This window comes from Staphylococcus sp. GW823-FHT05F06 (assembly GCF_058795495.1).
Genome location: NZ_JBXAHW010000014.1, coordinates 42,541 through 66,700, shown reverse-complemented (window position 1 = coordinate 66,700; position 24,160 = coordinate 42,541). Strand labels below are relative to the sequence as shown.

General features: G+C 34.1%; 23 protein-coding genes and 1 other annotated feature. Of the genes, 22 read left to right on the top strand and 1 reads right to left on the bottom strand.

Annotation, left to right across the window (positions count from 1 at the left end; genetic code table 11):
- Positions 1-243: 243 nt before the first annotated feature.
- On the bottom strand, positions 244-1,458 hold the full coding sequence (locus AC1Q7N_RS09555) for a NupC/NupG family nucleoside CNT transporter (protein ID WP_002438658.1): 1,215 nt from the start codon (positions 1,456-1,458) through the stop codon (positions 244-246).
- Between the two features lie 156 nt (positions 1,459-1,614).
- On the opposite strand from AC1Q7N_RS09555, the gene AC1Q7N_RS09550 reads away from it, so the two are divergent.
- The 22 genes from AC1Q7N_RS09550 to rpoB all read left to right on the top strand — a co-directional run bounded on the left by AC1Q7N_RS09550 (position 1,615) and on the right by rpoB (position 24,160).
- Positions 1,615-2,076, top strand: coding sequence for a CtsR family transcriptional regulator (locus tag AC1Q7N_RS09550; protein ID WP_001832288.1), 462 nt, complete (start codon positions 1,615-1,617; stop codon positions 2,074-2,076).
- A 20-nt stretch (positions 2,077-2,096) separates the two neighbouring features.
- Complete coding sequence (locus AC1Q7N_RS09545; protein WP_002469112.1) at positions 2,097-2,660, top strand: UvrB/UvrC motif-containing protein; 564 nt, start codon at positions 2,097-2,099, stop codon at positions 2,658-2,660.
- The gene (locus AC1Q7N_RS09540; RefSeq protein WP_002438663.1) at positions 2,650-3,657 is read left to right on the top strand and encodes a protein arginine kinase; all 1,008 of its coding nucleotides are present in this window, start codon (positions 2,650-2,652) and stop codon (positions 3,655-3,657) included. The genes AC1Q7N_RS09545 and AC1Q7N_RS09540 overlap by 11 nt, the downstream gene beginning before the upstream one ends.
- A 13-nt stretch (positions 3,658-3,670) precedes the next feature.
- Entirely contained in the window at positions 3,671-6,124 is a 2,454-nt protein-coding gene (locus tag AC1Q7N_RS09535) for an ATP-dependent Clp protease ATP-binding subunit (RefSeq protein WP_001832300.1), read from the top strand.
- A 490-nt stretch (positions 6,125-6,614) separates the two neighbouring features.
- Positions 6,615-7,988, top strand: a complete 1,374-nt coding sequence (gene radA, locus AC1Q7N_RS09530) for a DNA repair protein RadA (protein ID WP_002438664.1) — start codon at positions 6,615-6,617, stop codon at positions 7,986-7,988.
- Between the two features lie 53 nt (positions 7,989-8,041).
- Positions 8,042-9,100: a PIN/TRAM domain-containing protein gene (locus AC1Q7N_RS09525; RefSeq protein ID WP_002489368.1), complete on the top strand. Its 1,059-nt coding sequence runs from the start codon at positions 8,042-8,044 to the stop codon at positions 9,098-9,100.
- A gap of 409 nt (positions 9,101-9,509) precedes the next feature.
- A complete protein-coding gene (gene gltX / locus AC1Q7N_RS09520) occupies positions 9,510-10,964 on the top strand; it encodes a glutamate--tRNA ligase (RefSeq protein WP_002438667.1) in 1,455 nt (484 codons plus the stop codon).
- A gap of 384 nt (positions 10,965-11,348) precedes the next feature.
- Positions 11,349-11,978, top strand: coding sequence for a serine O-acetyltransferase (cysE, locus tag AC1Q7N_RS09515; RefSeq protein ID WP_002438669.1), 630 nt, complete (start codon positions 11,349-11,351; stop codon positions 11,976-11,978).
- Positions 11,962-13,362: a cysteine--tRNA ligase gene (gene cysS / locus AC1Q7N_RS09510; protein ID WP_002445731.1), complete on the top strand. Its 1,401-nt coding sequence runs from the start codon at positions 11,962-11,964 to the stop codon at positions 13,360-13,362. The genes cysE and cysS overlap by 17 nt, the downstream gene beginning before the upstream one ends.
- 4 nt (positions 13,363-13,366) lie before the next feature.
- Positions 13,367-13,753, top strand: coding sequence for a Mini-ribonuclease 3 (locus AC1Q7N_RS09505; protein ID WP_002469321.1), 387 nt, complete (start codon positions 13,367-13,369; stop codon positions 13,751-13,753).
- A 7-nt stretch (positions 13,754-13,760) separates the two neighbouring features.
- Positions 13,761-14,510, top strand: coding sequence for a 23S rRNA (guanosine(2251)-2'-O)-methyltransferase RlmB (gene rlmB / locus AC1Q7N_RS09500; protein WP_002494715.1), 750 nt, complete (start codon positions 13,761-13,763; stop codon positions 14,508-14,510).
- Positions 14,507-15,034: an NYN domain-containing protein gene (locus AC1Q7N_RS09495; RefSeq protein ID WP_001832317.1), complete on the top strand. Its 528-nt coding sequence runs from the start codon at positions 14,507-14,509 to the stop codon at positions 15,032-15,034. The genes rlmB and AC1Q7N_RS09495 overlap by 4 nt, the downstream gene beginning before the upstream one ends.
- 69 nt (positions 15,035-15,103) lie before the next feature.
- Entirely contained in the window at positions 15,104-15,679 is a 576-nt protein-coding gene (locus AC1Q7N_RS09490) for a sigma-70 family RNA polymerase sigma factor (RefSeq protein WP_002445734.1), read from the top strand.
- Positions 15,680-15,802: 123 nt separating this feature from the next.
- Complete coding sequence (gene rpmG, locus AC1Q7N_RS09485) at positions 15,803-15,946, top strand: 50S ribosomal protein L33 (protein ID WP_001832285.1); 144 nt, start codon at positions 15,803-15,805, stop codon at positions 15,944-15,946.
- Between the two features lie 62 nt (positions 15,947-16,008).
- Positions 16,009-16,191: a preprotein translocase subunit SecE gene (secE, locus tag AC1Q7N_RS09480; RefSeq protein ID WP_002438679.1), complete on the top strand. Its 183-nt coding sequence runs from the start codon at positions 16,009-16,011 to the stop codon at positions 16,189-16,191.
- Between the two features lie 10 nt (positions 16,192-16,201).
- The gene (gene nusG / locus AC1Q7N_RS09475) at positions 16,202-16,750 is read left to right on the top strand and encodes a transcription termination/antitermination protein NusG (protein ID WP_001832303.1); all 549 of its coding nucleotides are present in this window, start codon (positions 16,202-16,204) and stop codon (positions 16,748-16,750) included.
- Positions 16,751-17,081: 331 nt separating this feature from the next.
- The gene (gene rplK / locus AC1Q7N_RS09470; protein WP_001832298.1) at positions 17,082-17,504 is read left to right on the top strand and encodes a 50S ribosomal protein L11; all 423 of its coding nucleotides are present in this window, start codon (positions 17,082-17,084) and stop codon (positions 17,502-17,504) included.
- Between the two features lie 212 nt (positions 17,505-17,716).
- Positions 17,717-18,412 (top strand): 50S ribosomal protein L1, encoded by a 696-nt coding sequence (gene rplA / locus AC1Q7N_RS09465; RefSeq protein WP_001832314.1) that lies wholly within the window; start codon positions 17,717-17,719, stop codon positions 18,410-18,412.
- Between the two features lie 87 nt (positions 18,413-18,499).
- Positions 18,500-18,647: a sequence feature (ribosomal protein L10 leader region), on the top strand.
- Positions 18,648-18,686: 39 nt separating this feature from the next.
- On the top strand, positions 18,687-19,187 hold the full coding sequence (gene rplJ, locus AC1Q7N_RS09460) for a 50S ribosomal protein L10 (protein ID WP_001832306.1): 501 nt from the start codon (positions 18,687-18,689) through the stop codon (positions 19,185-19,187).
- 37 nt (positions 19,188-19,224) lie between these two features.
- The gene (gene rplL, locus AC1Q7N_RS09455; RefSeq protein ID WP_001832283.1) at positions 19,225-19,593 is read left to right on the top strand and encodes a 50S ribosomal protein L7/L12; all 369 of its coding nucleotides are present in this window, start codon (positions 19,225-19,227) and stop codon (positions 19,591-19,593) included.
- 191 nt (positions 19,594-19,784) lie between these two features.
- Positions 19,785-20,393: a class I SAM-dependent methyltransferase gene (locus tag AC1Q7N_RS09450; protein WP_145376434.1), complete on the top strand. Its 609-nt coding sequence runs from the start codon at positions 19,785-19,787 to the stop codon at positions 20,391-20,393.
- Positions 20,394-20,608: 215 nt separating this feature from the next.
- Positions 20,609-24,160: a DNA-directed RNA polymerase subunit beta gene (rpoB, locus tag AC1Q7N_RS09445; RefSeq protein ID WP_001833083.1), complete on the top strand. Its 3,552-nt coding sequence runs from the start codon at positions 20,609-20,611 to the stop codon at positions 24,158-24,160.

Sequence of the window (24,160 nt, the reverse complement as noted above, 5' to 3'; positions counted from 1 at the left end):
TATTCAAAAAAATTAAAATGAACGGTTTAGTTAAGTAATGCTTATTTTAATTATAAGTACTTGACTAATCGTAGGAAAGAGGCTGGGACAAACACAGGCTCTTTCAATACATTGGCAGATTGAGTGTCATTGAAGAAGCTCGAAATTTAGAAAAATGTATTTTTGATGAGTGAACATTTACGATTTGAATTAAAATAAAAGCAAGAGAAACAAAAACGTTACTCTTGCTTAAATCTACGTATGTTAGATAAAGAATCCTGCAATAGCCGCTGATATAAACGAAACAAGTGTTGCACCAAATAATAATTTTATTCCGAAACGAGCAACAACGTCACCTTTTTCATCATTCAATGATTTAATAGCTCCTGAAATAATACCAATTGAACTAAAGTTTGCGAATGATACTAAGAAGACAGAGGTAATTCCTTTAGCATGTTCCGATAATCCAGTCGCTTTACCTAAATCTTGCATTGCTACAAATTCATTAGATAGTAATTTTGTAGCCATTACTGAACCAGATTGAACTGCATCTTGCCACGGTATTCCAGTTAGGAAAGCGAAAGGTGCAAAAATAAATCCAATAAGCGTTTGGAAGTTCCATTGAATAGCACCGCCAGACATAAAGCTTAAGATTCCACTCACCATTCCATTTAATAAAGCAATAATTGCAATATAACCTATCAGCATAGCGCCTACAATAACTGCTACTTTAAATCCATCTAGTATATACTCCCCAAGCATTTCAAAGAAAGATTGTTTTTTTGTTTCGTTCTCATCAATTAATAATTTGTCGTCTTCCTCATTGACTTTATAAGGATTAATGATAGATGCAATGATAAAACCACCAAACAAGTTAAGCACTACTGCAGTAACAACATATTTTGGTTCAATAAGTGTAAAATAAGCGCCTATAATTGATGCTGATACCGTTGACATCGCTGAAGCAGTTAATGTATATAAGCGTTGTTTAGGTATGTAAGGTAATTGTTTTTTTAATGAGATAAAGACTTCAGATTGTCCTAGAATTGCTGCCGCGACCGCATTGTAAGATTCTAAACGGCCCATTCCATTAATTTTTGAAATTAAAAATCCCAGTAAGTTAATAATTAGTGGAAGTATTCGTGTATATTGTAATATACCAATCAATGCTGAAATAAAAACAATAGGTAACAAAACGCTAAAGAAGAATGGTGGTTGTTTAGGATCAATAAATTTAAAGCCACCAAATACAAAATTGACACCGACCGCTGCTTTAGCTAATAAATAATTAAAACCATCTGAAATACTCCCAATAACTGAAATTCCCAAATTAGTTTTAAGTAATATAAATGCAAATATTAGTTGAATTACTAATAGCAATCCAACATATCGCCAGCGAATATTTTTTCTGTCTGAACTAAATAAAACTGCGAGTGCTAAAAAGAAAATGATTCCTAATATCCCAATCACAATATGCATATTTCTTCATTCCTTTAAATTTTTTCTATTTTCTATCATACAACAAAATGAACACGCTAACATCATTAATTTGAAATTTTAAAATCAAATTGGTTGAAAAAGGTCAAAGATGGTCATATAATATAGTCAAAGAAGGTCAAAAAAGAGGTGATATCTATGCACAATATGTCCGACATCATAGAACAATACATTAAGCGGTTATTTGAAGAAGCAGATGAAGATGTTGTAGAAATACAACGCGCTCATATTGCTCAACGTTTCGATTGTGTTCCTTCTCAACTTAACTATGTTATTAAGACACGTTTTACTAATGAACATGGTTATGAAATAGAAAGTAAACGTGGTGGCGGTGGTTACATTCGAATCACTAAAATTGAAAATAAAGATGCTACAGGTTATATTAATCACTTACTACAATTAATAGGTCCATCTATTTCTCAACAACAAGGGTATTATGTCATAGATGGTTTGTTAGATAAAGGTTTGATCAATGAAAGAGAAGCTAAAATGATACAGACCATTATTGATAGAGAAACTTTAAAAATGGATGTTGTTGCACGCGATATTATTAGAGCTAATATCTTAAAACGATTACTACCAGTTATTAATTATTACTAGGTTAGGTGAGGTGTTTAAAATTGCTTTGTGAAAATTGCCATTTTAATGAAGCGGAAGTTAAACTTACTGTTAAAGGTATAGATAGTACGCATGAAAAATGGGTATGTTCAGTATGTGCCCAAGGAGAAAACCCCTGGTTACATTCTAACGATGATAATACGTATCATACACACCAAGACGATATAGAAGAAGCATTTGTAGTGAAACAGATACTTCAACACCTTGCTGCAAAACATGGTATTAATTTTCATGAGATGGCATTTAAAGAAGAAAAAAAATGCCCAACGTGTCAGATGACACTTAAGGATATTGCACATGTTGGTAAGCTTGGGTGTGCTGATTGTTATGCTACGTTTAAAGAAGACATCATTGATATAGTTCAACGTGTTCAAGGTGGTCAATTTGAACATGTAGGAAAAACACCACAATCATCGTATAAGAAACTTGCAATAAAAAAGCAAATTGAAGAAAAATCAAAATATCTAAATAAATTGATAGATGGTCAAGAGTTTGAAGAGGCAGCGATTGTTCGTGATGAAATTAAAGCTTTAAAAAGTGAGAGCGAGGTGTCTCATGATGAGTAATATCCATACTAATATTAGTGAGTGGATGAAGATGTCTGAGGAGACACCTGTTATTATTTCTTCCAGAATTCGATTAGCTAGAAATCTTGAAAACCATGTCCACCCACTTATGTTCCCTTCAGAGCAAGAAGGATATCGAGTGATAAATGAAGTTCAAGATGCGCTTTCCAACTTAACTTTAAATCGATTAGATACGATGGATCAACAAAGTAAAATGAAATTGGTTGCGAAACATCTTGTGAGTCCTGAACTAGTGAAACAACCTGCTTCAGCAGTAATGTTAAATGATGATGAATCGGTAAGTGTTATGATAAACGAAGAAGATCATATACGAATACAGGCTCTAGGAACTGATTTATCGCTAAAGGATTTATATCAGCGCGCTTCTAAAATTGATGATGAATTAGATAAAGCGTTAGACATTAGTTATGATGAGCATTTAGGATATTTAACTACCTGTCCTACTAATATTGGTACAGGAATGCGTGCAAGTGTGATGTTACATTTACCTGGACTCTCCATTATGAAAAGAATGAACAGAATTGCACAAACAATTAATCGTTTTGGATTTACAATTCGAGGTATATACGGAGAAGGGTCACAAGTATATGGTCACATTTATCAGGTTTCAAACCAACTTACACTAGGGAAAACAGAAGAAGACATTATCGATAACTTAACTGAAGTTGTAAATCAAATTATAAATGAAGAAAAGCAAATAAGAGAAAGACTTGATAAACACAATTCTGTAGAGACACTGGATAGAGTTTATCGATCATTAGGTGTACTACAAAACAGTAGAATTATTTCTATGGAAGAAGCCTCATATCGTTTGAGCGAAGTGAAACTAGGTATTGATTTGAATTATATTTTGCTTGAAAATTTTAAATTTAATGAATTAATGGTAGCAATACAGTCACCATTTTTAATAGATGACGATGATAATAGAACAGTAAATGAAAAAAGAGCTGATTTATTAAGAGAACATATAAAATAGGAGGTATTTATACATGTTATTTGGTAGATTGACAGAGCGTGCACAACGTGTGTTGGCACATGCACAAGAGGAAGCAATTCGTTTGAACCATTCTAATATTGGAACAGAACATCTTTTGCTTGGTTTAATGAAAGAGCCAGAAGGTATAGCAGCAAAGGTATTAGAAAGTTTTAATATTACTGAAGATAAAGTCATCGAAGAAGTTGAAAAACTTATCGGTCACGGTCAAGAGCAAATGGGCACACTACATTATACACCGAGAGCAAAAAAAGTAATTGAACTGTCTATGGATGAAGCTCGAAAGCTACATCATAACTTTGTAGGAACAGAGCATATACTATTAGGTTTAATTAGAGAAAATGAAGGTGTTGCAGCACGTGTATTTGCAAACCTAGATTTAAATATTACTAAAGCACGTGCCCAAGTTGTAAAAGCTTTAGGAAGTCCAGAAATGAGTAATAAAAATGCGCAAGCTAATAAGTCTAATAACACGCCTACTTTAGATGGATTAGCTAGAGATTTAACTGTTATTGCTAAAGATGGAACGTTAGATCCAGTCGTAGGACGAGATAAAGAAATTACTCGTGTAATTGAAGTTTTAAGTCGTCGTACTAAAAATAATCCTGTGCTAATTGGTGAACCCGGTGTTGGTAAAACAGCAATTGCTGAAGGGCTTGCGCAAGCAATTGTTAAAAATGAAGTACCAGAAACTTTAAAAGACAAACGTGTAATGTCATTAGATATGGGTACAGTCGTAGCTGGCACTAAATATCGTGGTGAATTTGAAGAAAGATTGAAAAAAGTTATGGAGGAAATCCATCAAGCTGGTAATGTTATTCTATTTATCGATGAACTTCATACTTTAGTTGGCGCTGGTGGCGCAGAAGGAGCAATTGATGCATCTAATATTTTAAAACCTGCTTTAGCTCGTGGAGAATTGCAATGTATAGGTGCCACAACATTAGATGAATATCGTAAAAATATAGAAAAAGACGCTGCATTAGAACGTCGTTTTCAACCAATTCAAGTGGATGAACCTACAGTTGAAGACACGATTGAAATCTTAAAAGGATTACGTGACCGTTATGAGGCTCATCACAGAATTAATATCTCAGATGAAGCTTTAGAAGCGGCTGCTAAATTGAGTGATCGCTATGTTTCAGATCGTTTCTTGCCAGATAAAGCCATTGACTTAATTGATGAGGCAAGTTCAAAAGTTAGACTTAAAAGTCATACAACGCCAAGTAATTTAAAAGAGATTGAACAAGAAATTGATAAAGTAAAAAATGAAAAAGATGCTGCAGTTCATGCTCAAGAATTTGAAAATGCCGCTAATTTAAGAGATAAGCAATCTAAACTTGAAAAGCAATATGAAGATGCTAAAAATGAATGGAAAAATGCACAAGGTGGTTTAGATACTGCCTTATCTGAAGAAAATATCGCTGAAGTAATAGCTGGTTGGACAGGTATTCCTTTAACTAAAATTAATGAAACTGAATCAGATCGTTTATTGAATCTTGAAGATACACTTCATAAACGTGTCATTGGACAAAACGATGCTGTCAATTCAATTAGTAAAGCTGTTAGAAGAGCTCGTGCTGGTCTTAAAGATCCAAAACGTCCAATCGGTAGTTTTATTTTCTTAGGACCTACAGGTGTGGGTAAAACTGAATTGGCTCGTGCTTTAGCTGAATCTATGTTTGGTGAAGACGATGCAATGATTCGCGTAGATATGAGTGAATTTATGGAGAAACATGCTGTCAGTCGATTAGTTGGTGCACCTCCAGGATATGTAGGACATGATGACGGCGGTCAATTGACTGAAAAAGTTAGACGTAAACCATACTCTGTGATTTTATTTGATGAAATTGAGAAAGCACATCCTGACGTATTTAATATTCTTCTACAAGTTTTAGATGATGGTCATTTAACAGATACTAAAGGTCGTACTGTGGACTTCCGTAATACTGTGATTATTATGACTTCTAATGTGGGAGCTCAAGAATTACAGGACCAACGCTTTGCTGGTTTTGGAGGTGCTTCAGAAGGTAGTGACTACGAAACTGTCAGAAAAACAATGATGAAAGAATTAAAAAATTCATTCCGACCAGAATTCTTAAACCGTGTTGATGACATTATTGTCTTCCACAAACTTACAAAAGATGAATTAAAAGAAATTGTTACAATGATGGTAAATAAACTTACTCACCGTCTTTCAGAGCAAAATATTAATATTGTTGTTACTGATAAAGCGAAAGAAAAAATTGCAGAAGAAGGATATGATCCTGAATATGGTGCTAGACCACTCATTAGAGCAATTCAAAAAACGGTTGAAGATAATTTAAGCGAATTGATTTTAGATGGAAATAAAATTGAAGGTAAAGAAGTAACAATTGATCATGATGGTAAAGAATTTAAGTATGATATTCATGAAATTACAGCTAAAAAAGAAACAACAGAATCATAATTAAATTATTATAACTTTAATTTCGCATATTGAGTTACTACAATTATAACGTTAAATATTAAATTAAGAAGAGTGAGATAGAAAGCGTAAGTAATTCGCTGTCTCACTTGGTAATGAGGACTAGAGTTGAAAATTGAGATTAGCCCAAGTTCAACTCGGTTGTCAATTGCCAATAAATAAAATGCCTGGGACAATCATTGTCTCAGGCATTTTCTATACTAAGATAATCACTTAAATATATAATAATAAACAATGAATTAGGTAAATCAATTTAAAATTTTACTTATATTTTTGCTGAATCATCATTAGTATAATTGCCAGAATGTTTAAACAGATAAGCATATGATGAATGTTATAGGTTCATTATAGAAATATTATGAAAGGGTTATAGACTTATAAGTGTTATCAACATCATTATTTAATTTTAATTTGTCAGATTCAACTTGTCAGTTTAAAATAGATTTGTTCATATTAAATCGGAGGTGTCTCAATGGCCAAGAAAAAAGTAATATTCGAATGTATGGCATGTGGCTATCAATCTCCTAAGTGGATGGGCAAGTGCCCTAACTGCGGTGCGTGGAATCAAATGGAAGAAATAGTAGAAAAGGTTGCTCATCCTAAACATGGTGTAAAAACAAAAGAAACAGCAGGTAAGGTACAAAAGTTAAATAGTGTTAAGCATGAAGCTACCCCTAGATTACTTACAGAATCAAAGGAATTTAACCGTGTTTTAGGTGGAGGTATTGTAAGTGGTTCGTTAGTACTAATAGGTGGAGACCCAGGTATTGGTAAGTCGACTTTATTGCTACAAATTTGTGCTGCGCTGTCACAAAATAAGAATGTTTTATATATTACTGGTGAGGAATCTATTAATCAAACTAAGTTGCGCGCTGATCGTTTAGAAGAAGATTCTAGTCATCTTAATGTTTTAGCTGAAACTGATTTAGAAGTGATACATCAAACTGTAAAAGAAGAGAGACCTGACTTACTTGTTGTTGATTCGATTCAAACAATCTATCATCCGGAAATTAGTTCCGCACCTGGATCGGTATCACAAGTAAGAGAGAGTACGCAGAGTTTAATGAACATTGCTAAACAAATGAATATTGCCACATTTATTGTGGGACACGTAACAAAAGAAGGACAAATCGCCGGACCAAGATTATTGGAACATATGGTTGATACAGTTCTTTATTTTGAAGGAGATGAGCATCACGCATATCGTATCCTTAGAGCAGTAAAAAATAGATTTGGTTCTACAAATGAGATGGGGATTTTCGAAATGAAGCAAAGTGGATTAAAAGGCGTACTTAATCCTTCTGAAATGTTTTTAGAAGAACGTTCTACAAATGTTCCGGGCTCTACAATCGTCCCCACTATGGAAGGAACAAGACCACTACTCATTGAAGTCCAAGCGCTTGTTACACCAACAACATTTAATAATCCTAGACGAATGGCTACAGGTATAGATCATAATCGATTAAGTTTACTTATGGCGGTTCTAGAAAAAAAGGAAAACTATTTACTCCAACAACAAGATGCCTATATTAAAGTAGCAGGTGGCGTCAAATTAACAGAACCTGCTGTTGATTTAAGCATTATTGTTGCGACAGCTTCAAGTTTTAAAGATCAAGCTGTTGATGGATTAGATTGTTTTGTGGGTGAAGTTGGATTAACAGGTGAAGTACGCAGAGTATCTCGCATAGAGCAACGTGTTCAAGAAGCGGCCAAACTAGGGTTTAAAAGAGCTATTATTCCACAGACAAATATTGGAGGTTGGACATTCCCAGAAGGCATCCAAGTCGTTGGTGTTTCATCAGTACATGAAGCTTTGAAATATGCATTACATTCAAAACAGCGATAAGCCATATTGTTAAGCCATACTAGGATATAACATCAATGGAAGGAGGCTATAAATTGAATATAACAAAAGCAATTGTTGTAGCAATCTATATCATTGTTGGTGCAGCACTTGGTGTTATAATTATACCCGAAGTTGTTACAGATCTTGGCATTCATCACCATGCGGTTATCACTAATTATTATGTAGATGGTTTCATAGGGATCATTATATTTTTTATAATATTTGGATTGTTCATTAATAAAGTAACATATACTTTTAAACAATTTGAACAATTAATCATGAGACGTAGTGCGGTAGAAATATTATTTGCTACAATTGGTTTAATTATTGGTTTATTTATTTCAGTGATGGTTTCTTTTATCTTAGAAATGATAGGTAATTCCATATTAAATCACTTTGTACCTATGATAATCACTATTATTTTATGTTATTTAGGGTTTCAATTTGGTCTGAAAAAAAGAGATGAAATGCTTATGTTTTTACCAGAGAATATGGCACGTTCCATGTCTAATAATATACGAAGAGCGACACCTAAGATTGTAGATACAAGTGCCATTATCGATGGAAGGATATTAGATATTATACGTTGCGGATTTATCGATGGTGATATATTGATACCACAAGGCGTTATAAATGAATTACAGGTTATAGCGGATGCTAAAGATAGCGTGAAACGTGAAAAAGGTCAAAGAGGATTAGATATTTTGAATCAACTTTATGATTTAGATTATCCTACACGCGTTATACATCCAACTCAATCCCATAGTGATATAGATACATTATTAATTAAATTAGCACAACAGTATCATGCACATGTGATTACGACTGATTTTAATTTAAATAAAGTATGTCACGTTCAAGGAATTACAGCACTCAACGTTAATGATTTATCGGAAGCAATCAAACCTAATGTACATCAAGGCGACCAGTTAAGTATTTTATTAACGAAGATAGGTAAAGAGCCAGGACAAGGCGTAGGATATTTAGATGATGGTACAATGGTGGTTGTTGATAACGCGAAGAGTTACATTGGTCAACAAGTTAATTTAGAGGTCGTAAGTTTGTTACAAACATCATCAGGAAGAATTGTTTTTGCGAAATTTGTTGACTGAAATTTTATAGATTATCTCTGTTAGAATAAGGGTTTCATGTGAAACGTATCGTACGAATTTAGGTACTATATTTAAGTGGAATATTTCAAATTGATTTTATTTAACAAGGTTATGCATATTAAACATGTGACTTATCAAAGAGTCCTTTAAGTGCTACAATATTATTGAAATATTAGGTGGATTAGAATATTCAATATTTAATCAAGTTATTCATCAAGGTATACTTTAGGGTATCTTTATCGTTTGAATAACTTTTTTAAAATTAAACCACTTACAATAAACTACCGCATTTATTTGCATATTTTGATAGTGGTCATAGTTATCATTTTATTGATGTATAATTTGCAAAGTATTTTAATTAATATTTGGCTATTTATTATCCACACAATTAATAGTAGGAGTGAAAATAATGAGTGAACGTATCAGAGTAAGATATGCGCCAAGTCCAACAGGATATTTGCATATTGGTAATGCAAGAACAGCATTATTCAATTATTTATTTGCTAAACATTATAATGGTGATTTTGTTGTTCGCATCGAAGATACAGATAGTAAACGTAATTTAGAAGATGGTGAATCTTCACAATTCGATAATCTAAAATGGTTAGGTTTGGATTGGGATGAATCTGTCGATAAAGATAAAGGTTTTGGACCTTATCGTCAATCTGAACGTGCAGAAATCTATAATCCACTAATTCAACAGCTATTAGAGGAAGACAAAGCATATAAATGTTATATGACTGAAGAAGAGTTAGAAGCAGAGCGTGAAGCTCAAATTGCTCGTGGAGAGATGCCAAGATATGGTGGACAACATGCGCACTTAACAGAAGAACAGCGTCAACAGTACGAAGCGGAGGGGCGTAAACCATCAATTCGTTTCCGTGTGCCTAAAGATCAAACATATACTTTCAATGACATGGTTAAAGGAGAAATTTCCTTTGAATCTGACAATATCGGAGACTGGGTAATTGTAAAAAAAGATGGTGTTCCGACTTATAATTTTGCAGTTGCCGTAGATGATCATTATATGCAAATATCAGATGTTATACGTGGTGATGACCATGTTTCAAATACACCTAAGCAGTTAATGATATATGAAGCATTTGGATGGGAAGCACCTCGTTTTGGTCATATGTCACTCATTGTTAATGAAGAGCGTAAAAAATTAAGCAAGCGAGATGGTCAAATCCTACAATTTATCGAGCAATATCGTGACTTAGGATATCTTCCAGAAGCATTATTTAACTTTATTACATTGTTAGGTTGGTCACCTGAAGGTGAAGAGGAAATCTTTTCTAAAGAAGAATTTATAAAGATTTTTGATGAAAAACGCTTGTCTAAGTCTCCAGCTATGTTCGATAGACAAAAACTTGCTTGGGTTAACAATCAGTATATGAAAACAAAAGATACAGAAACAGTATTCGAACTTGCATTACCTCATTTAATCAAGGCTAATCTTATACCTGAAAACCCATCAGAAAAGGATAGAGAATGGGGACGTAAATTAATAGCGTTGTATCAAAAAGAAATGAGTTACGCTGGTGAAATTGTTCCATTATCAGAAATGTTCTTCCATGAAATGCCGGAACTTGGAAAAGATGAACAAGAGGTATTACAAGGAGAACAAGTGCCAGAACTAATGAACCATTTATATGGTAAATTAGAATCTTTAGAATCGTTTGAGGCAACTGAAATTAAGAAAATGATTAAAGAAGTTCAAAAAGAAACTGGTATTAAAGGTAAACAATTATTTATGCCTATTCGTGTTGCTGTTACTGGACAAATGCATGGTCCTGAATTACCTAACACAATTGAAGTATTAGGCAAAGATAAAGTATTGTCACGCTTAAAAAACCTTGTTTAAATAAATATTAAGTCATAAAGTGTTTACGACTTGAAATTTTACAAGTGACAACATATGATTATAAATATAAAGTGATTCAAAGGATTAGTAGTTAAATGTTTATGTGTCAGAGAGTGTGCGGTAGCTGTGAGCACATCATAAATATTAATGAATGCACCTTTGTTAATAAAAATAAATAATTGAGATGAGAATAGTAATAAATCAAATATGAGTATTGCTATTAAATGAAGAGTGGAACCGTGCGAGAGCGCCTCTAGCAACAAATGTTAGAGGTGCTCTTTTCATATTTTTAAACTTATGATACCGATGATATTCCGCATAGTGATTTAAACGTGTTGAAATTAATTTGATTAGACTGAGGGGGAGACGTTCGTGTTAAAAAGAATGAGAGACGATATAAAGATGGTGTTTGAACAGGATCCTGCAGCGCGCTCGACTTTAGAAGTAATAACTACTTACGCTGGATTACATGCAGTTTGGAGTCACTTAATTGCCCATAAATTATATAAAAATAGACGCTATGTAGCAGCCAGAATGATTTCTCAACTATCACGTTTTTTTACCGGAATTGAAATACATCCAGGTGCAAAAATCGGTAAGCGTTTATTTATCGACCATGGCATGGGTGTAGTTATTGGAGAAACATGTACAATTGGTGATAATGTTACTATTTATCAAGGAGTTACTTTAGGTGGTACAGGCAAAGAAAAAGGAAAACGCCATCCTGATATTGGTGATAATGTTTTGATAGCAGCTGGATCTAAGATATTAGGTAATATAAAAATTGAATCAAATGTGAATATTGGAGCTAATTCCGTAGTATTACAGTCTGTTCCTAGTTATACAACTGTAGTAGGTATACCAGGTCACATTGTTAAACAAGAAGGTAGACGTATTGGTAAAACATTTGATCACCGTAACTTACCTGATCCACTTTACGAACAAATTAAACACTTAGAAAGACAGCTTGAAAAAGCTAAGAATGGAGAGATTCAAGATGATTACATTATATAATACCTTAACACGTCGGAAAGAGACGTTTGAGCCCATTGAACCAGGTAAGGTCAAAATGTATGTATGTGGGCCAACAGTTTACAATTATATTCATATTGGAAATGCACGACCAGCTATTAATTATGATGTAGTCAGAAGATATTTCGAATATAAGGGATATGAAGTCATCTATGTTTCTAATTTCACAGACGTTGATGATAAACTCATTAATCGCTCTAAAGAACTTAATGAAAGTGTTCCTGAAATTGCTGAAAAGTATATTAAAGCTTTTTATGAGGACGTTGGTGCTTTGAATGTGAAAAAGGCTACATCTAATCCGCGTGTGATGCATCATATGGGTGAAATTATTGATTTTATTAAAGAATTAGTAGATGAAGGTTATGCATATGAAAGTGACGGTGATGTCTATTTTAGAACACGTCAATTTGATGGATATGGTAAATTAAGTCATCAATCATTAGATGATTTGAAAGTTGGCGCTCGTATTGAAGCTGGAGAACAAAAAGAAGATGCGCTAGATTTTACTTTATGGAAGAAAGCTAAACCAGGTGAAATTAGTTGGAATAGTCCATTTGGTAAAGGTAGACCAGGTTGGCACATTGAATGTTCAGTAATGGCTTATCATGAACTAGGGTCTACAATAGATATTCACGCAGGTGGTTCAGATTTACAATTTCCGCATCATGAAAATGAAATTGCTCAATCAGAGGCTCATAATCATGCACCTTTCGCAAATTATTGGATGCATAATGGTTTTATTAATATTGATAATGAGAAAATGAGTAAGTCTCTAGGAAATTTCATTTTAGTTCACGATATCATTAAAGAAGTCGATCCAGACGTATTACGATTCTTTATGATTAGTGTGCATTATCGTAGCCCAATAAACTACAATTTAGAATTAGTAGGTGCGGCGCGAAGTGGTCTTGAACGTATACGTAATAGCTACAAGTTAATTGAGGAAAGAGAACAAATTGCCTCAGATTTGGAAGAACAATCAGAATATATACAACAAATAGATAAAATACTAAATCAATTTGAAACGGTAATGGATGATGACTTTAATACTGCTAATGCAGTAACTGCATGGTATGACTTAGCTAAACTTGCAAATAAATATGTATTAGAAAATACAACTTCAACAAAAGTTTTAAATAGATTTAAAGAAGTGTACAGCATTTTTAGTGACGTCCTTGGTGTACCACTTAAGAGTAAAGAAACTGAAGAGTTACTAGATGAAGACATTGAACAATTGATTGAGGAGCGTAATGAAGCACGTAAAAATAAAGATTTCGCTCGAGCAGATGAAATTAGAGATATGTTAAAAGCACGTCATATCATTTTAGAAGATACCCCCCAAGGTGTAAGATTTAAACGTGGCTAAACATATGAACGTAAAACTTCTTAATCCTTTAACATTGGCATATATGGGTGATGCAGTACTTGATCAACATGTGCGTGAATATATCGTGCTAAAATTACAAAGTAAACCTCATCGTTTGCACCAAGTATCGAAAAGTTACGTTTCAGCGAAAAGTCAAGCTAAGACTTTAGAGTATTTGTTAGATATTGACTGGTTTACAGAGGAAGAGCTAAGTGTTTTAAAACGAGGACGTAACGCTAAAAGTTATACAAAAGCTAAAAATACTGACATTCAAACTTATCGTAAAAGTTCAGCGTTAGAAGCTGTTATCGGATTTTTATATTTAGACCATCAATCAGAACGATTAGAAAACTTATTAGAAACAATTGTTAGGATAGTGGATGAAAGGTAGTGTGAATGTGGAAGATATAGTGATAGTAGGTAGACACGCAGTTAAAGAAGCAATTATATCAGGTCACGCCATAAATAAGATTTTGATTCAAGACGGTATAAAAAAGCAACAAATTAACGACATTTTAAAAAATGCAAAATCACAAAAATTAATTGTACAAACGGTACCAAAATCTAAATTAGATTTTTTAGCAAATGCACCTCACCAGGGTGTGGCTGCTTTAGTAGCCCCATATGAATATGCAAACTTCGATGAATTTTTACAAAAACAAAAGAAAAAAGCCCGTTATTCAACTGTTATCATTTTAGATGGTTTAGAAGACCCGCATAATCTTGGCTCTATATTAAGAACAGCAGATGCTTCTGGTGTTGATGCGGTTATTATACCTAAAAGACGATCAGTTGCGCTAACACAGACCGTTGCAAAAGCTTCTACAGGAGCGATTCAGCATGTTCCGGTTATAAGGGTTACTAATCTTTCGAAAACTATCGACGAATTAAAAGACAACGGCTTTTGGATTGCGGGGACAGAAGCTAATAATGCAACGGATTATAGAGATTTACAAGCAGATATGTCACTAGGTATTGTAATAGGTAGTGAGGGGCAAGGTATGAGTCGTTTAGTGAGTGATAAGTGTGATTTTCATATTAAGATTCCAATGGTTGGACATGTCAATAGCTTGAACGCGTCTGTGGCTGCAAGTTTAATGATGTATGAAGTATATCGTAAACGTCATCAGTTAGAGGAAAAGTCATGAAGAAAAGATACTTAATTATAGATGGTTACAATATGATTGGCCAATCCTCAACACTTAGCACTGTTGCTAAAGAGAATTTAGAAGAAGCTAGAGAGCAATTATTAGACACAATTGCCAACTACAATGCATTAATAGCAGATGAAATTGTCTGTGTATTTGATGCCTATGAACAGTCAGGGATAGAAAGGGAATACTTCTATCATGGTGTCAAAACAATCTTTACTAAAGAAAAAGAAACTGCAGATAGTTTTATAGAACGCTACGTGTATGAATTATATAATAAACACACGACACACATTACCGTTGTAACAAGTGATATGAGTGAACAACATGCTATTTTTGGTTCAGGTGCATATCGTATTTCTTCAAGAGAAATGTGGCGTGAATTAAAAGAAAATGAGGTTGTTGTTAACAAGTCACTTGATGATTTTAGCGAAAAGAAACCAAGAATTAGAATTCCGTTATCTAATGAGATACTTGAAGAATTTGAAAAGATTAGACGTGGCAATCAGAAAAAAGACTAATTTTGCTCTGTTGTGATTTTAGATAGATTTCATATAAACTAATTTCAACTTACTCGAAAGGTTAGATATATGAATCTGAATAAACAGCAACATGAATATACAGCACTGTGTCTATCGCAAACAGAAAATAAATCTTCTGAAGAACTATTTGAGTCTTTAATAGAAGAGCTAAAGCCACTGATTTACAATAAAATAAGGTATATCTCCCATAATAAGTATGACATTGAAGACATGTATCAAGAGATTGTTATTAAATTCTACCGTGCCTTGCAAAAATTCGACTATCAACAAGGTGTACCAATAGAACACTATATTTACTTTTTAATTCGTTCGGTTAAATATGACTATCTTAGAAAAGTAAAAGCGAATTATAAACGTCAACCTCTACTTGTTAATGAATACATTGTTGAATATAACGCTACTTTGGCATTAAACGATATAGAAAGATCGATAATTAGAAAAGAATTAACATTAGCTTTTAAAAGAAGCGAAGTCAAACTCAGTCGAATGGAAAGACGTATCATTCGATTACTACTTAATGATTACAAGCCAAAGGAGATTGCTATGGTTTTAAATTTGGAATCCAAAGTTGTTTATAATGCGATTCAACGTAGTAAATGTAAACTTAAAAGAAGTTTTGAATAAGAAAATAATATGCAAATAGTATACTGTATGGTGAGGAAATTATAGCGTGGCGCATAAGTTTGACATTTAATACAATACTTATGTATAGTATATTGGTATTATAATGAGTAAAGGTGAATAATTGTGAAGAAAGTACCTTTGAATTGTGAGAATTGTGGCAATCGGAATTACAATGTTCCTAAAAAGGAAGGCTCAGCAACGAGACTTACTTTAAAAAAATACTGTCCAAGATGTAACGCGCATACAGTTCATAAAGAATCGAAATAAGATGATATCAATTAATTGAGTATGACTTTCATTAGAAAGTCATAGAGTGTGGAGGTCTTATGATGGCTAAAAAAGAAAGTTTCTTTAAAGGCGTTAAGTCAGAAATGGAAAAGACGAGTTGGCCAACTAAGGAAGAATTATTTAAATATACAATAATAGTTGTATCAACAGTGATATTCTTCTTAGTCTTTTTCTATGCCTTAGACATAGGAATTAATGCATTAAAACAATTATTTTTAGGTTAGGAGTGAAGACATGTCTGAAGAAGTAGGCGCTAAGCGTTGGTATGCTGTACATACCTATTCTGGATATGAAAATAAAGTTAAAAAGAATTTAGAAAAAAGAGTAGAATCTATGAATATGACTGAACAAATTTTCAGAGTTGTCATACCAGAAGAGGAAGAAACTCAAGTTAAGGATGGGAAAGCTAAAAAGCTTGTGAAGAAAACATTTCCTGGATATGTATTAGTTGAGTTAATCATGACAGATGAGTCGTGGTATGTAGTTAGAAATACTCCTGGAGTAACAGGATTTGTCGGATCTGCAGGTGCAGGATCAAAACCTAACCCTCTACTTCCTGAAGAAGTACGCTTCATTCTTAAGCAAATGGGTCTTAAAGAGAAAACAATAGATGTTGAACTCGATGTTGGAGAACAAGTTCGTATCCAATCAGGTCCTTTTGCTAATCAAATTGGAGAAGTACAAGAGATTGAAGCGGATAAATTCAAGCTTACTGTACTTGTTGATATGTTTGGTCGTGAAACACCTGTAGAAGTTGAATTTGACCAAATTGAAAAATTATAAAACTATTTTGTTTAAATTCGCTCAAAACACATTTGAATAGATTTAAGAAAGATATTCATTAAAAGAAAATAGAATTATAAGTTAGAAAAGTATATTCCTTTATTTATAAGTGATGGATGTACATAAACAAGCGTTATGAATGTATAAAATAAAACAAATAATAATAGCGTAGTTAGCAAAGATGAAATTTTACTATTGATTTTTTATCAATATGAGTGTTAAAATAATGTGGTCGCGCTTTTATAGCGCTCATTTCGTCACGAAATGTTTAAGAGTGGGAGGGCAAAACTAAGCCCTGTGACCACATCACGATATCAAGGAGGTGCACATCGTGGCTAAAAAAGTAGAAAAAGTAGTTAAATTGCAAATTCCTGCAGGTAAAGCGAATCCAGCACCACCAGTTGGTCCAGCATTAGGTCAAGCAGGTGTGAACATTATGGGATTCTGTAAAGAATTCAATGCTCGTACGCAAGAACAAGCAGGTTTAATCATTCCGGTAGAAATCAGTGTTTATGAAGACCGTTCATTTACATTCATTACAAAAACTCCGCCGGCTCCAGTACTACTTAAAAAAGCAGCTGGTGTTGAAAAAGGTTCTGGTGAACCTAATAAAACTAAAGTTGCAACAGTAACTAAAGATCAAGTACGCGAAATTGCTCAAACAAAAATGCAAGACTTAAATGCTGCAGACGAAGAAGCGGCAATGCGTATTATTGAAGGTACTGCACGTAGCATGGGTATCACTGTACAATAATAAAGAGAAACTTTTTAAATTAATTTGAAATAAACTTAATTTAGACGATGAAAAGCAGGTAACAGATAGGGTATACAATGAATATTGTCTATTGGTTTGTTAACATTGCAAAGCAGTGATGTTAACGTTCATCTGTTATCTGCTCTTAACTTGCAAGGCGCAAGTGAATGTGGGAGGAAATTCCGCTAAAACCACTAAAGGAGGAACTATAAATGGCTAAAAAAGGTAAAAAGTATCAAGAAGCAGCTAGTAAAGTTGACCGCACTCAATACTATAGTGTTGAAGAAGCAATCAAATTAGCTAAAGAAACTAGCGTTGCTAATTTCGACGCTTCTGTTGAAGTTGCATTCCGTTTAGGAATTGATACACGTAAAAATGACCAACAAATCCGTGGTGCAGTAGTATTACCACACGGTACTGGTAAATCACAACGTGTACTCGTTTTCGCTAAAGGCGATAAAATCACTGAAGCTGAAGAAGCAGGTGCAGATTATGTAGGTGAAGCAGATTACGTACAAAAAATCCAACAAGGTTGGTTTGATTTCGACGTAGTTGTAGCTACACCTGATATGATGGGTGAAGTTGGTAAACTTGGTCGAGTATTAGGACCTAAAGGTTTAATGCCTAACCCTAAAACTGGCACTGTAACAATGGATGTTAAAAAAGCAGTTGAAGAAATCAAAGCTGGTAAGGTAGAATACCGTGCTGAAAAAGCAGGTATTGTACATGCGTCAATTGGTAAAGTGTCATTCGATGAAGAAAAATTAGTTGATAACTTCAGAACTTTACAAGATGTATTAGCGAAAGCTAAACCAGCTTCTGCTAAGGGTACTTACTTCAAATCTGTTGCTGTTACAACAACAATGGGTCCTGGAGTAAAAGTTGATACTTCATCTTTCAAACTATAAATTTTAAATAGAAAACAAATTACAGACTAACTATTGATTTTAGTCTGTAATTTTTTGTTGACTTTTTATACTAAAGCAGTTATATTAATACTTGTGATTATTTTACCTAAGACAGTAGGAGTTATTAATAACTTAAAACAGTATCCTACCGAGGCTAAAATTGACTTGAACGTGATGATTAATGATCTTTCAAGCACTTTTTGCCGTGGGTAGAAAGTGCTTTTTTTATTGTGATTAAAAAAAGCACCCAATAAATTTAAATGGAGGTGTCTGAATGTCTGCTATCATTGAAGCAAAAAAACAACAAGTCGATACTATCGCTGAACAACTTAAAAATTCAGTTTCAACAGTTATCGTTGACTACCGTGGTTTAACTGTAGCAGAAGTTACTGAATTACGTTCACAATTACGTGAAGCAGGTGTTGAGTATAAAGTATACAAAAACACTATGGTTCGTCGTGCTGCTGAACAAGCAGGTATCGAAGGCTTGGATGAATTCTTAACAGGTCCTACAGCAATCGCAACTTCTACTGAAGATGTTGTTGCACCAGCAAAAGTTATTGCAGGATTTGCAAAAGAACATGAAGCTTTAGAAGTTAAAACAGGCGTTATGGAAGGTAACGTTATCTCTGCTGAAGAAGTTAAAACAGTTGGTTCATTACCTTCACACGATGGTCTTGTATCTATGCTTTTATCTGTATTACAAGCACCTGTACGCAACTTCGCTTATGCAGTTAAAGCTGTTGGAGAACAAAAAGAAGAAAGCGCTGAATAATTGCGCATAAAAATTAAATTAATGGAGGAAATATAAAATGGCTAATCAAGAACAAATCATTGAAGCAATTAAAGAAATGTCAGTATTAGAATTAAACGATTTAGTAAAAGCAATTGAAGAAGAATTTGGTGTAACTGCAGCAGCTCCAGTAGCAGCAGCAGGTGCAGCTGGTGGCGGAGATGCTGCAGCTGAAAAAACTGAATTTGATGTTGAATTAACTTCAGCTGGATCTTCAAAAATTAAAGTTGTTAAAGCAGTTAAAGAAGCAACTGGTTTAGGATTAAAAGATGCTAAAGAATTAGTAGATGGAGCTCCTAAAGTAATTAAAGAAGCTATGCCTAAAGAAGATGCTGAAAAACTTAAAGAACAATTAGAAGAAGTTGGAGCTAGCGTAGAATTAAAATAGTTTCTACTTTCTAATTAAATAGTTAGGTTGAAAATGTATGTTTAACCTATTTAATATAGATTTCAATGCAAATACAACCTGAATTCTTTGAGAAGTTAAAACCCCGTTATTCTGATAACGGGGTTTTTCAATTAATTAATACAAGCATACTAAATGCTTTTGGATTGAATGATAAAATTAGAGGTGAAGAAATGAGTCATTATTATGATGAACAACCTGATGTTAAAAGTAACCCAAAAAGAATTAGTTATCAAATTAAAAATGTGCAACTAGAACTTACTACTGATGCTGGAGTTTTTTCAAAAGATAATGTGGATTTTGGATCAGACTTACTAATTAAAACTTTTTTGAAAGAACATCCTCCAGGCCCAAGTAAAACCATCGCGGATGTAGGATGTGGATATGGTCCTATCGGTTTAGCAATAGGAAAAGCATCTCCACACCATCAAATTACAATGTTGGATATTAACAATAGAGCTTTGGCGTTGGCAGAAATGAATAAGACAAAAAATCAAGTGGATAATGTAACGATTATGGAAAGCGATTGTTTGTCTGCTGTCAATCATCAGTGCTTTGATTACATTTTAACTAATCCCCCTATTAGAGCTGGTAAGGACATTGTTCATCGAATCTTTGAACAAGCGTATGACAGACTCAAAACTACGGGTGAACTTTATGTCGTCATTCAAAAAAAGCAAGGTATGCCTTCAGCTAAAAAGAAAATAGAAGAACTATTTGGCAATGTAGAAATTATAGCTAAGAGTAAAGGATATTATATTTTGAAAAGTATAAAAGGTTGATTTCGAAATGGTATTCTGATATAGTTATAAAATGTAAAAATTTATGTTCAATAAGTGTGTACTTTTACGTAAAATGGATAAATTAATTAAGTGTAAATAGAAATCGAAAATGGTGTCATCATATGTGTTGCCGTTTTCTTTTTGTCTTTTATATTATTTATTATATTCAATTGAAAAGTAAGGGTGAACACACAATTTTTGAGGGGTGAATCTGTTTGGCAGGTCAAGTTGTCCAATATGGAAGACATCGTAAACGTAGAAATTACGCGAGAATTTCAGAAGTATTAGAATTACCAAACTTAATAGAAATTCAAACAAAATCTTATGATTGGTTCCTTAAAGAAGGTTTATTAGAAATGTTCAGAGATATTTCTCCAATTGAAGATTTCACTGGCAACCTATCTTTAGAATTTGTAGATTACAGATTAGGTGAACCTAAATATGATTTAGAAGAATCAAAAAACCGTGACGCTACTTATGCTGCACCTCTTCGTGTGAAAGTGCGTCTTATTATTAAAGAAACTGGTGAAGTTAAAGAACAAGAAGTCTTCATGGGTGATTTTCCACTGATGACAGATACAGGTACGTTCGTAATTAATGGTGCTGAACGTGTTATCGTATCTCAATTAGTTCGCTCACCATCCGTGTATTTTAACGAGAAAATCGATAAAAATGGACGTGAAAACTATGATGCAACAATCATTCCTAACCGTGGTGCTTGGTTAGAGTATGAGACAGATGCTAAAGATGTTGTATATGTTCGTATCGATAGAACACGTAAATTACCATTGACTGTATTACTACGTGCGCTAGGTTTCTCAACTGATCAAGAAATTGTTGACTTATTAGGAGACAGCGAATATTTACGTAATACATTAGAAAAAGATGGAACAGAAAATACAGAACAGGCTTTATTAGAGATTTATGAACGTTTACGTCCTGGCGAACCACCAACAGTAGAAAATGCTAAAAGTTTATTATATTCTCGTTTCTTCGACCCTAAACGCTATGATTTAGCCAGTGTAGGTCGTTATAAAGCGAACAAAAAATTACACCTAAAACATCGTTTGTTCAATCAAAAATTAGCAGAACCAATTGTTAACAGTGAAACTGGTGAAATTGTTGTTGACGAAGGAACAGTGTTAGATCGTCGTAAACTTGACGAAATCATGGACGTATTAGAAACAAACGCTAATAGCGAAGTATTTGAACTTGAAGGTAGTGTAATTGACGAACCTGTAGAAATCCAATCTATTAAAGTGTATGTGCCTAACGATGAAGAAGGTCGTACGACTACTGTCATTGGTAATGCATTACCTGATTCTGAAGTTAAATGTATTACTCCAGCAGATATTGTTGCCTCAATGAGTTATTTCTTCAACTTATTGAATGGTATTGGTTATACAGATGATATTGATCATCTAGGTAATCGTCGTTTACGTTCTGTCGGTGAGCTATTACAAAATCAATTCCGTATCGGTTTATCCAGAATGGAACGTGTTGTTCGTGAAAGAATGTCAATACAAGATACAGATTCTATTACGCCACAACAACTCATTAATATCAGACCAGTTATTGCATCAATCAAAGAATTCTTTGGTAGTTCACAATTATCTCAATTTATGGACCAAGCTAACCCGTTAGCAGAGTTAACGCACAAACGTCGTTTATCTGCTCTAGGGCCTGGTGGATTAACACGTGAACGTGCTCAAATGGAAGTGCGTGACGTTCACTACTCTCACTATGGGCGTATGTGTCCAATTGAAACACCTGAGGGTCCTAATATTGGTTTAATAAACTCATTGTCAAGTTATGCTAGAGTGAATGAATTTGGTTTTATTGAAACGCCATATCGTAAAGTGGATTTAGATACAAACTCAATCACTGATCAAATAGATTATTTGACAGCTGATGAAGAGGATAGCTACGTTGTTGCACAGGCTAATTCTAGACTTGATGAAAATGGTCGTTTCTTAGATGATGAAGTTGTTTGTCGTTTCCGTGGTAATAACACTGTTATGGCTAAAGAAAAAATGGATTACATGGACGTATCACCAAAACAAGTTGTTTCAGCAGCAACAGCATGTATTCCATTCTTAGAAAATGACGACTCTAACCGTGCGTTAATGGGAGCAAACATGCAACGTCAAGCGGTGCCTTTAATGAATCCTGAAGCTCCATTTGTGGGTACAGGTATGGAACACGTAGCCGCAAGAGACTCTGGTGCTGCAATTACTGCTAAGCATAGAGGACGCGTTGAGCATGTTGAATCTAATGAAATTTTAGTTCGTCGTTTAGTCGAAGAAAATGGAACTGAACATGAAGGTGAATTAGATCGTTATCCTTTAGCGAAGTTCAAGCGTTCAAACTCTGGTACTTGTTATAACCAACGTCCGATTGTATCAATTGGTGATGTTGTTGAATATAATGAGATTTTAGCGGACGGTCCTTCAATGGAATTAGGAGAAATGGCATTAGGACGAAATGTAGTTGTCGGTTTCATGACATGGGACGGTTACAACTATGAGGATGCTGTAATTATGAGTGAACGACTAGTTAAAGATGATGTATATACATCTATTCATATTGAAGAGTATGAGTCAGAAGCTCGTGATACGAAATTAGGACCTGAGGAAATCACACGTGATATTCCAAACGTATCTGAAAGTGCACTTAAGAACTTAGATGATCGTGGTATCGTTTATGTTGGTGCAGAAGTTAAAGATGGTGACATCTTAGTAGGTAAAGTAACGCCTAAAGGTGTAACTGAATTAACAGCTGAAGAGAGATTATTACACGCTATCTTTGGTGAAAAAGCACGTGAAGTTCGTGATACATCATTACGTGTACCTCATGGTGCTGGCGGTATCGTTTTAGATGTTAAAGTCTTTAATCGTGAAGAAGGAGACGACACTCTATCTCCTGGAGTTAACCAATTAGTACGTGTATATATTGTCCAAAAACGTAAAATACATGTTGGGGACAAAATGTGTGGTCGTCACGGTAACAAAGGTGTTATTTCTAAGATTGTTCCAGAAGAAGATATGCCTTATTTACCAGATGGTCGACCAATCGATATTATGTTAAACCCATTAGGTGTACCATCACGTATGAACATTGGACAAGTATTAGAATTACATTTAGGTATGGCAGCTAAAAACTTAGGAATTCACGTTGCTTCCCCAGTGTTTGATGGTGCCAACGATGATGACGTTTGGTCAACTATCGAAGAAGCTGGAATGGCGCGTGACGGTAAAACTGTCCTATACGATGGACGAACTGGTGAACCATTCGACAATCGTATTTCAGTTGGTGTTATGTACATGCTTAAACTTGCACACATGGTAGATGATAAGTTACATGCACGTTCTACTGGACCATACTCACTTGTTACACAACAACCATTAGGTGGTAAAGCACAATTCGGTGGTCAACGTTTCGGTGAGATGGAGGTATGGGCACTTGAAGCTTATGGTGCTGCTTATACTTTACAAGAAATCTTAACTTATAAATCTGATGATACTGTAGGTCGTGTTAAAACTTACGAGTCTATAGTTAAAGGTGAGAACATTTCTAGACCTAGTGTTCCAGAATCATTCCGAGTATTGATGAAAGAACTACAAAGTTTAGGTTTAGATGTTAAAGTGATGGATGAGCATGATAATGAAATCGAAATGGCTGATGTTGATGACGAAGATGCAGCAGAACGCAAAGTAGATTTACAACAAAAGAGTGCTCCAGAATCACAAAAAGAAACTACTGATTAA

Excerpts from the sequence above, each read along its gene's own strand:
- AC1Q7N_RS09555 (WP_002438658.1), bottom strand. The coding sequence starts at position 1,458 with ATGCATATTGTGATTGGGATATTAGGAATCATTTTCTTTTTAGCACTC.
- AC1Q7N_RS09550 (WP_001832288.1), top strand. The coding sequence starts at position 1,615 with ATGCACAATATGTCCGACATCATAGAACAATACATTAAGCGGTTATTT.
- AC1Q7N_RS09540 (WP_002438663.1), top strand. The coding sequence starts at position 2,650 with ATGATGAGTAATATCCATACTAATATTAGTGAGTGGATGAAGATGTCT.
- AC1Q7N_RS09535 (WP_001832300.1), top strand. The coding sequence starts at position 3,671 with ATGTTATTTGGTAGATTGACAGAGCGTGCACAACGTGTGTTGGCACAT.
- radA (WP_002438664.1), top strand. The coding sequence starts at position 6,615 with ATGGCCAAGAAAAAAGTAATATTCGAATGTATGGCATGTGGCTATCAA.
- gltX (WP_002438667.1), top strand. The coding sequence starts at position 9,510 with ATGAGTGAACGTATCAGAGTAAGATATGCGCCAAGTCCAACAGGATAT.
- cysE (WP_002438669.1), top strand. The coding sequence starts at position 11,349 with ATGAGAGACGATATAAAGATGGTGTTTGAACAGGATCCTGCAGCGCGC.
- cysS (WP_002445731.1), top strand. The coding sequence starts at position 11,962 with ATGATTACATTATATAATACCTTAACACGTCGGAAAGAGACGTTTGAG.
- AC1Q7N_RS09505 (WP_002469321.1), top strand. The coding sequence starts at position 13,367 with ATGAACGTAAAACTTCTTAATCCTTTAACATTGGCATATATGGGTGAT.
- AC1Q7N_RS09495 (WP_001832317.1), top strand. The coding sequence starts at position 14,507 with ATGAAGAAAAGATACTTAATTATAGATGGTTACAATATGATTGGCCAA.
- AC1Q7N_RS09490 (WP_002445734.1), top strand. The coding sequence starts at position 15,104 with ATGAATCTGAATAAACAGCAACATGAATATACAGCACTGTGTCTATCG.
- secE (WP_002438679.1), top strand. The coding sequence starts at position 16,009 with ATGGCTAAAAAAGAAAGTTTCTTTAAAGGCGTTAAGTCAGAAATGGAA.
- nusG (WP_001832303.1), top strand. The coding sequence starts at position 16,202 with ATGTCTGAAGAAGTAGGCGCTAAGCGTTGGTATGCTGTACATACCTAT.
- rplA (WP_001832314.1), top strand. The coding sequence starts at position 17,717 with ATGGCTAAAAAAGGTAAAAAGTATCAAGAAGCAGCTAGTAAAGTTGAC.
- rplJ (WP_001832306.1), top strand. The coding sequence starts at position 18,687 with ATGTCTGCTATCATTGAAGCAAAAAAACAACAAGTCGATACTATCGCT.
- rplL (WP_001832283.1), top strand. The coding sequence starts at position 19,225 with ATGGCTAATCAAGAACAAATCATTGAAGCAATTAAAGAAATGTCAGTA.
- AC1Q7N_RS09450 (WP_145376434.1), top strand. The coding sequence starts at position 19,785 with ATGAGTCATTATTATGATGAACAACCTGATGTTAAAAGTAACCCAAAA.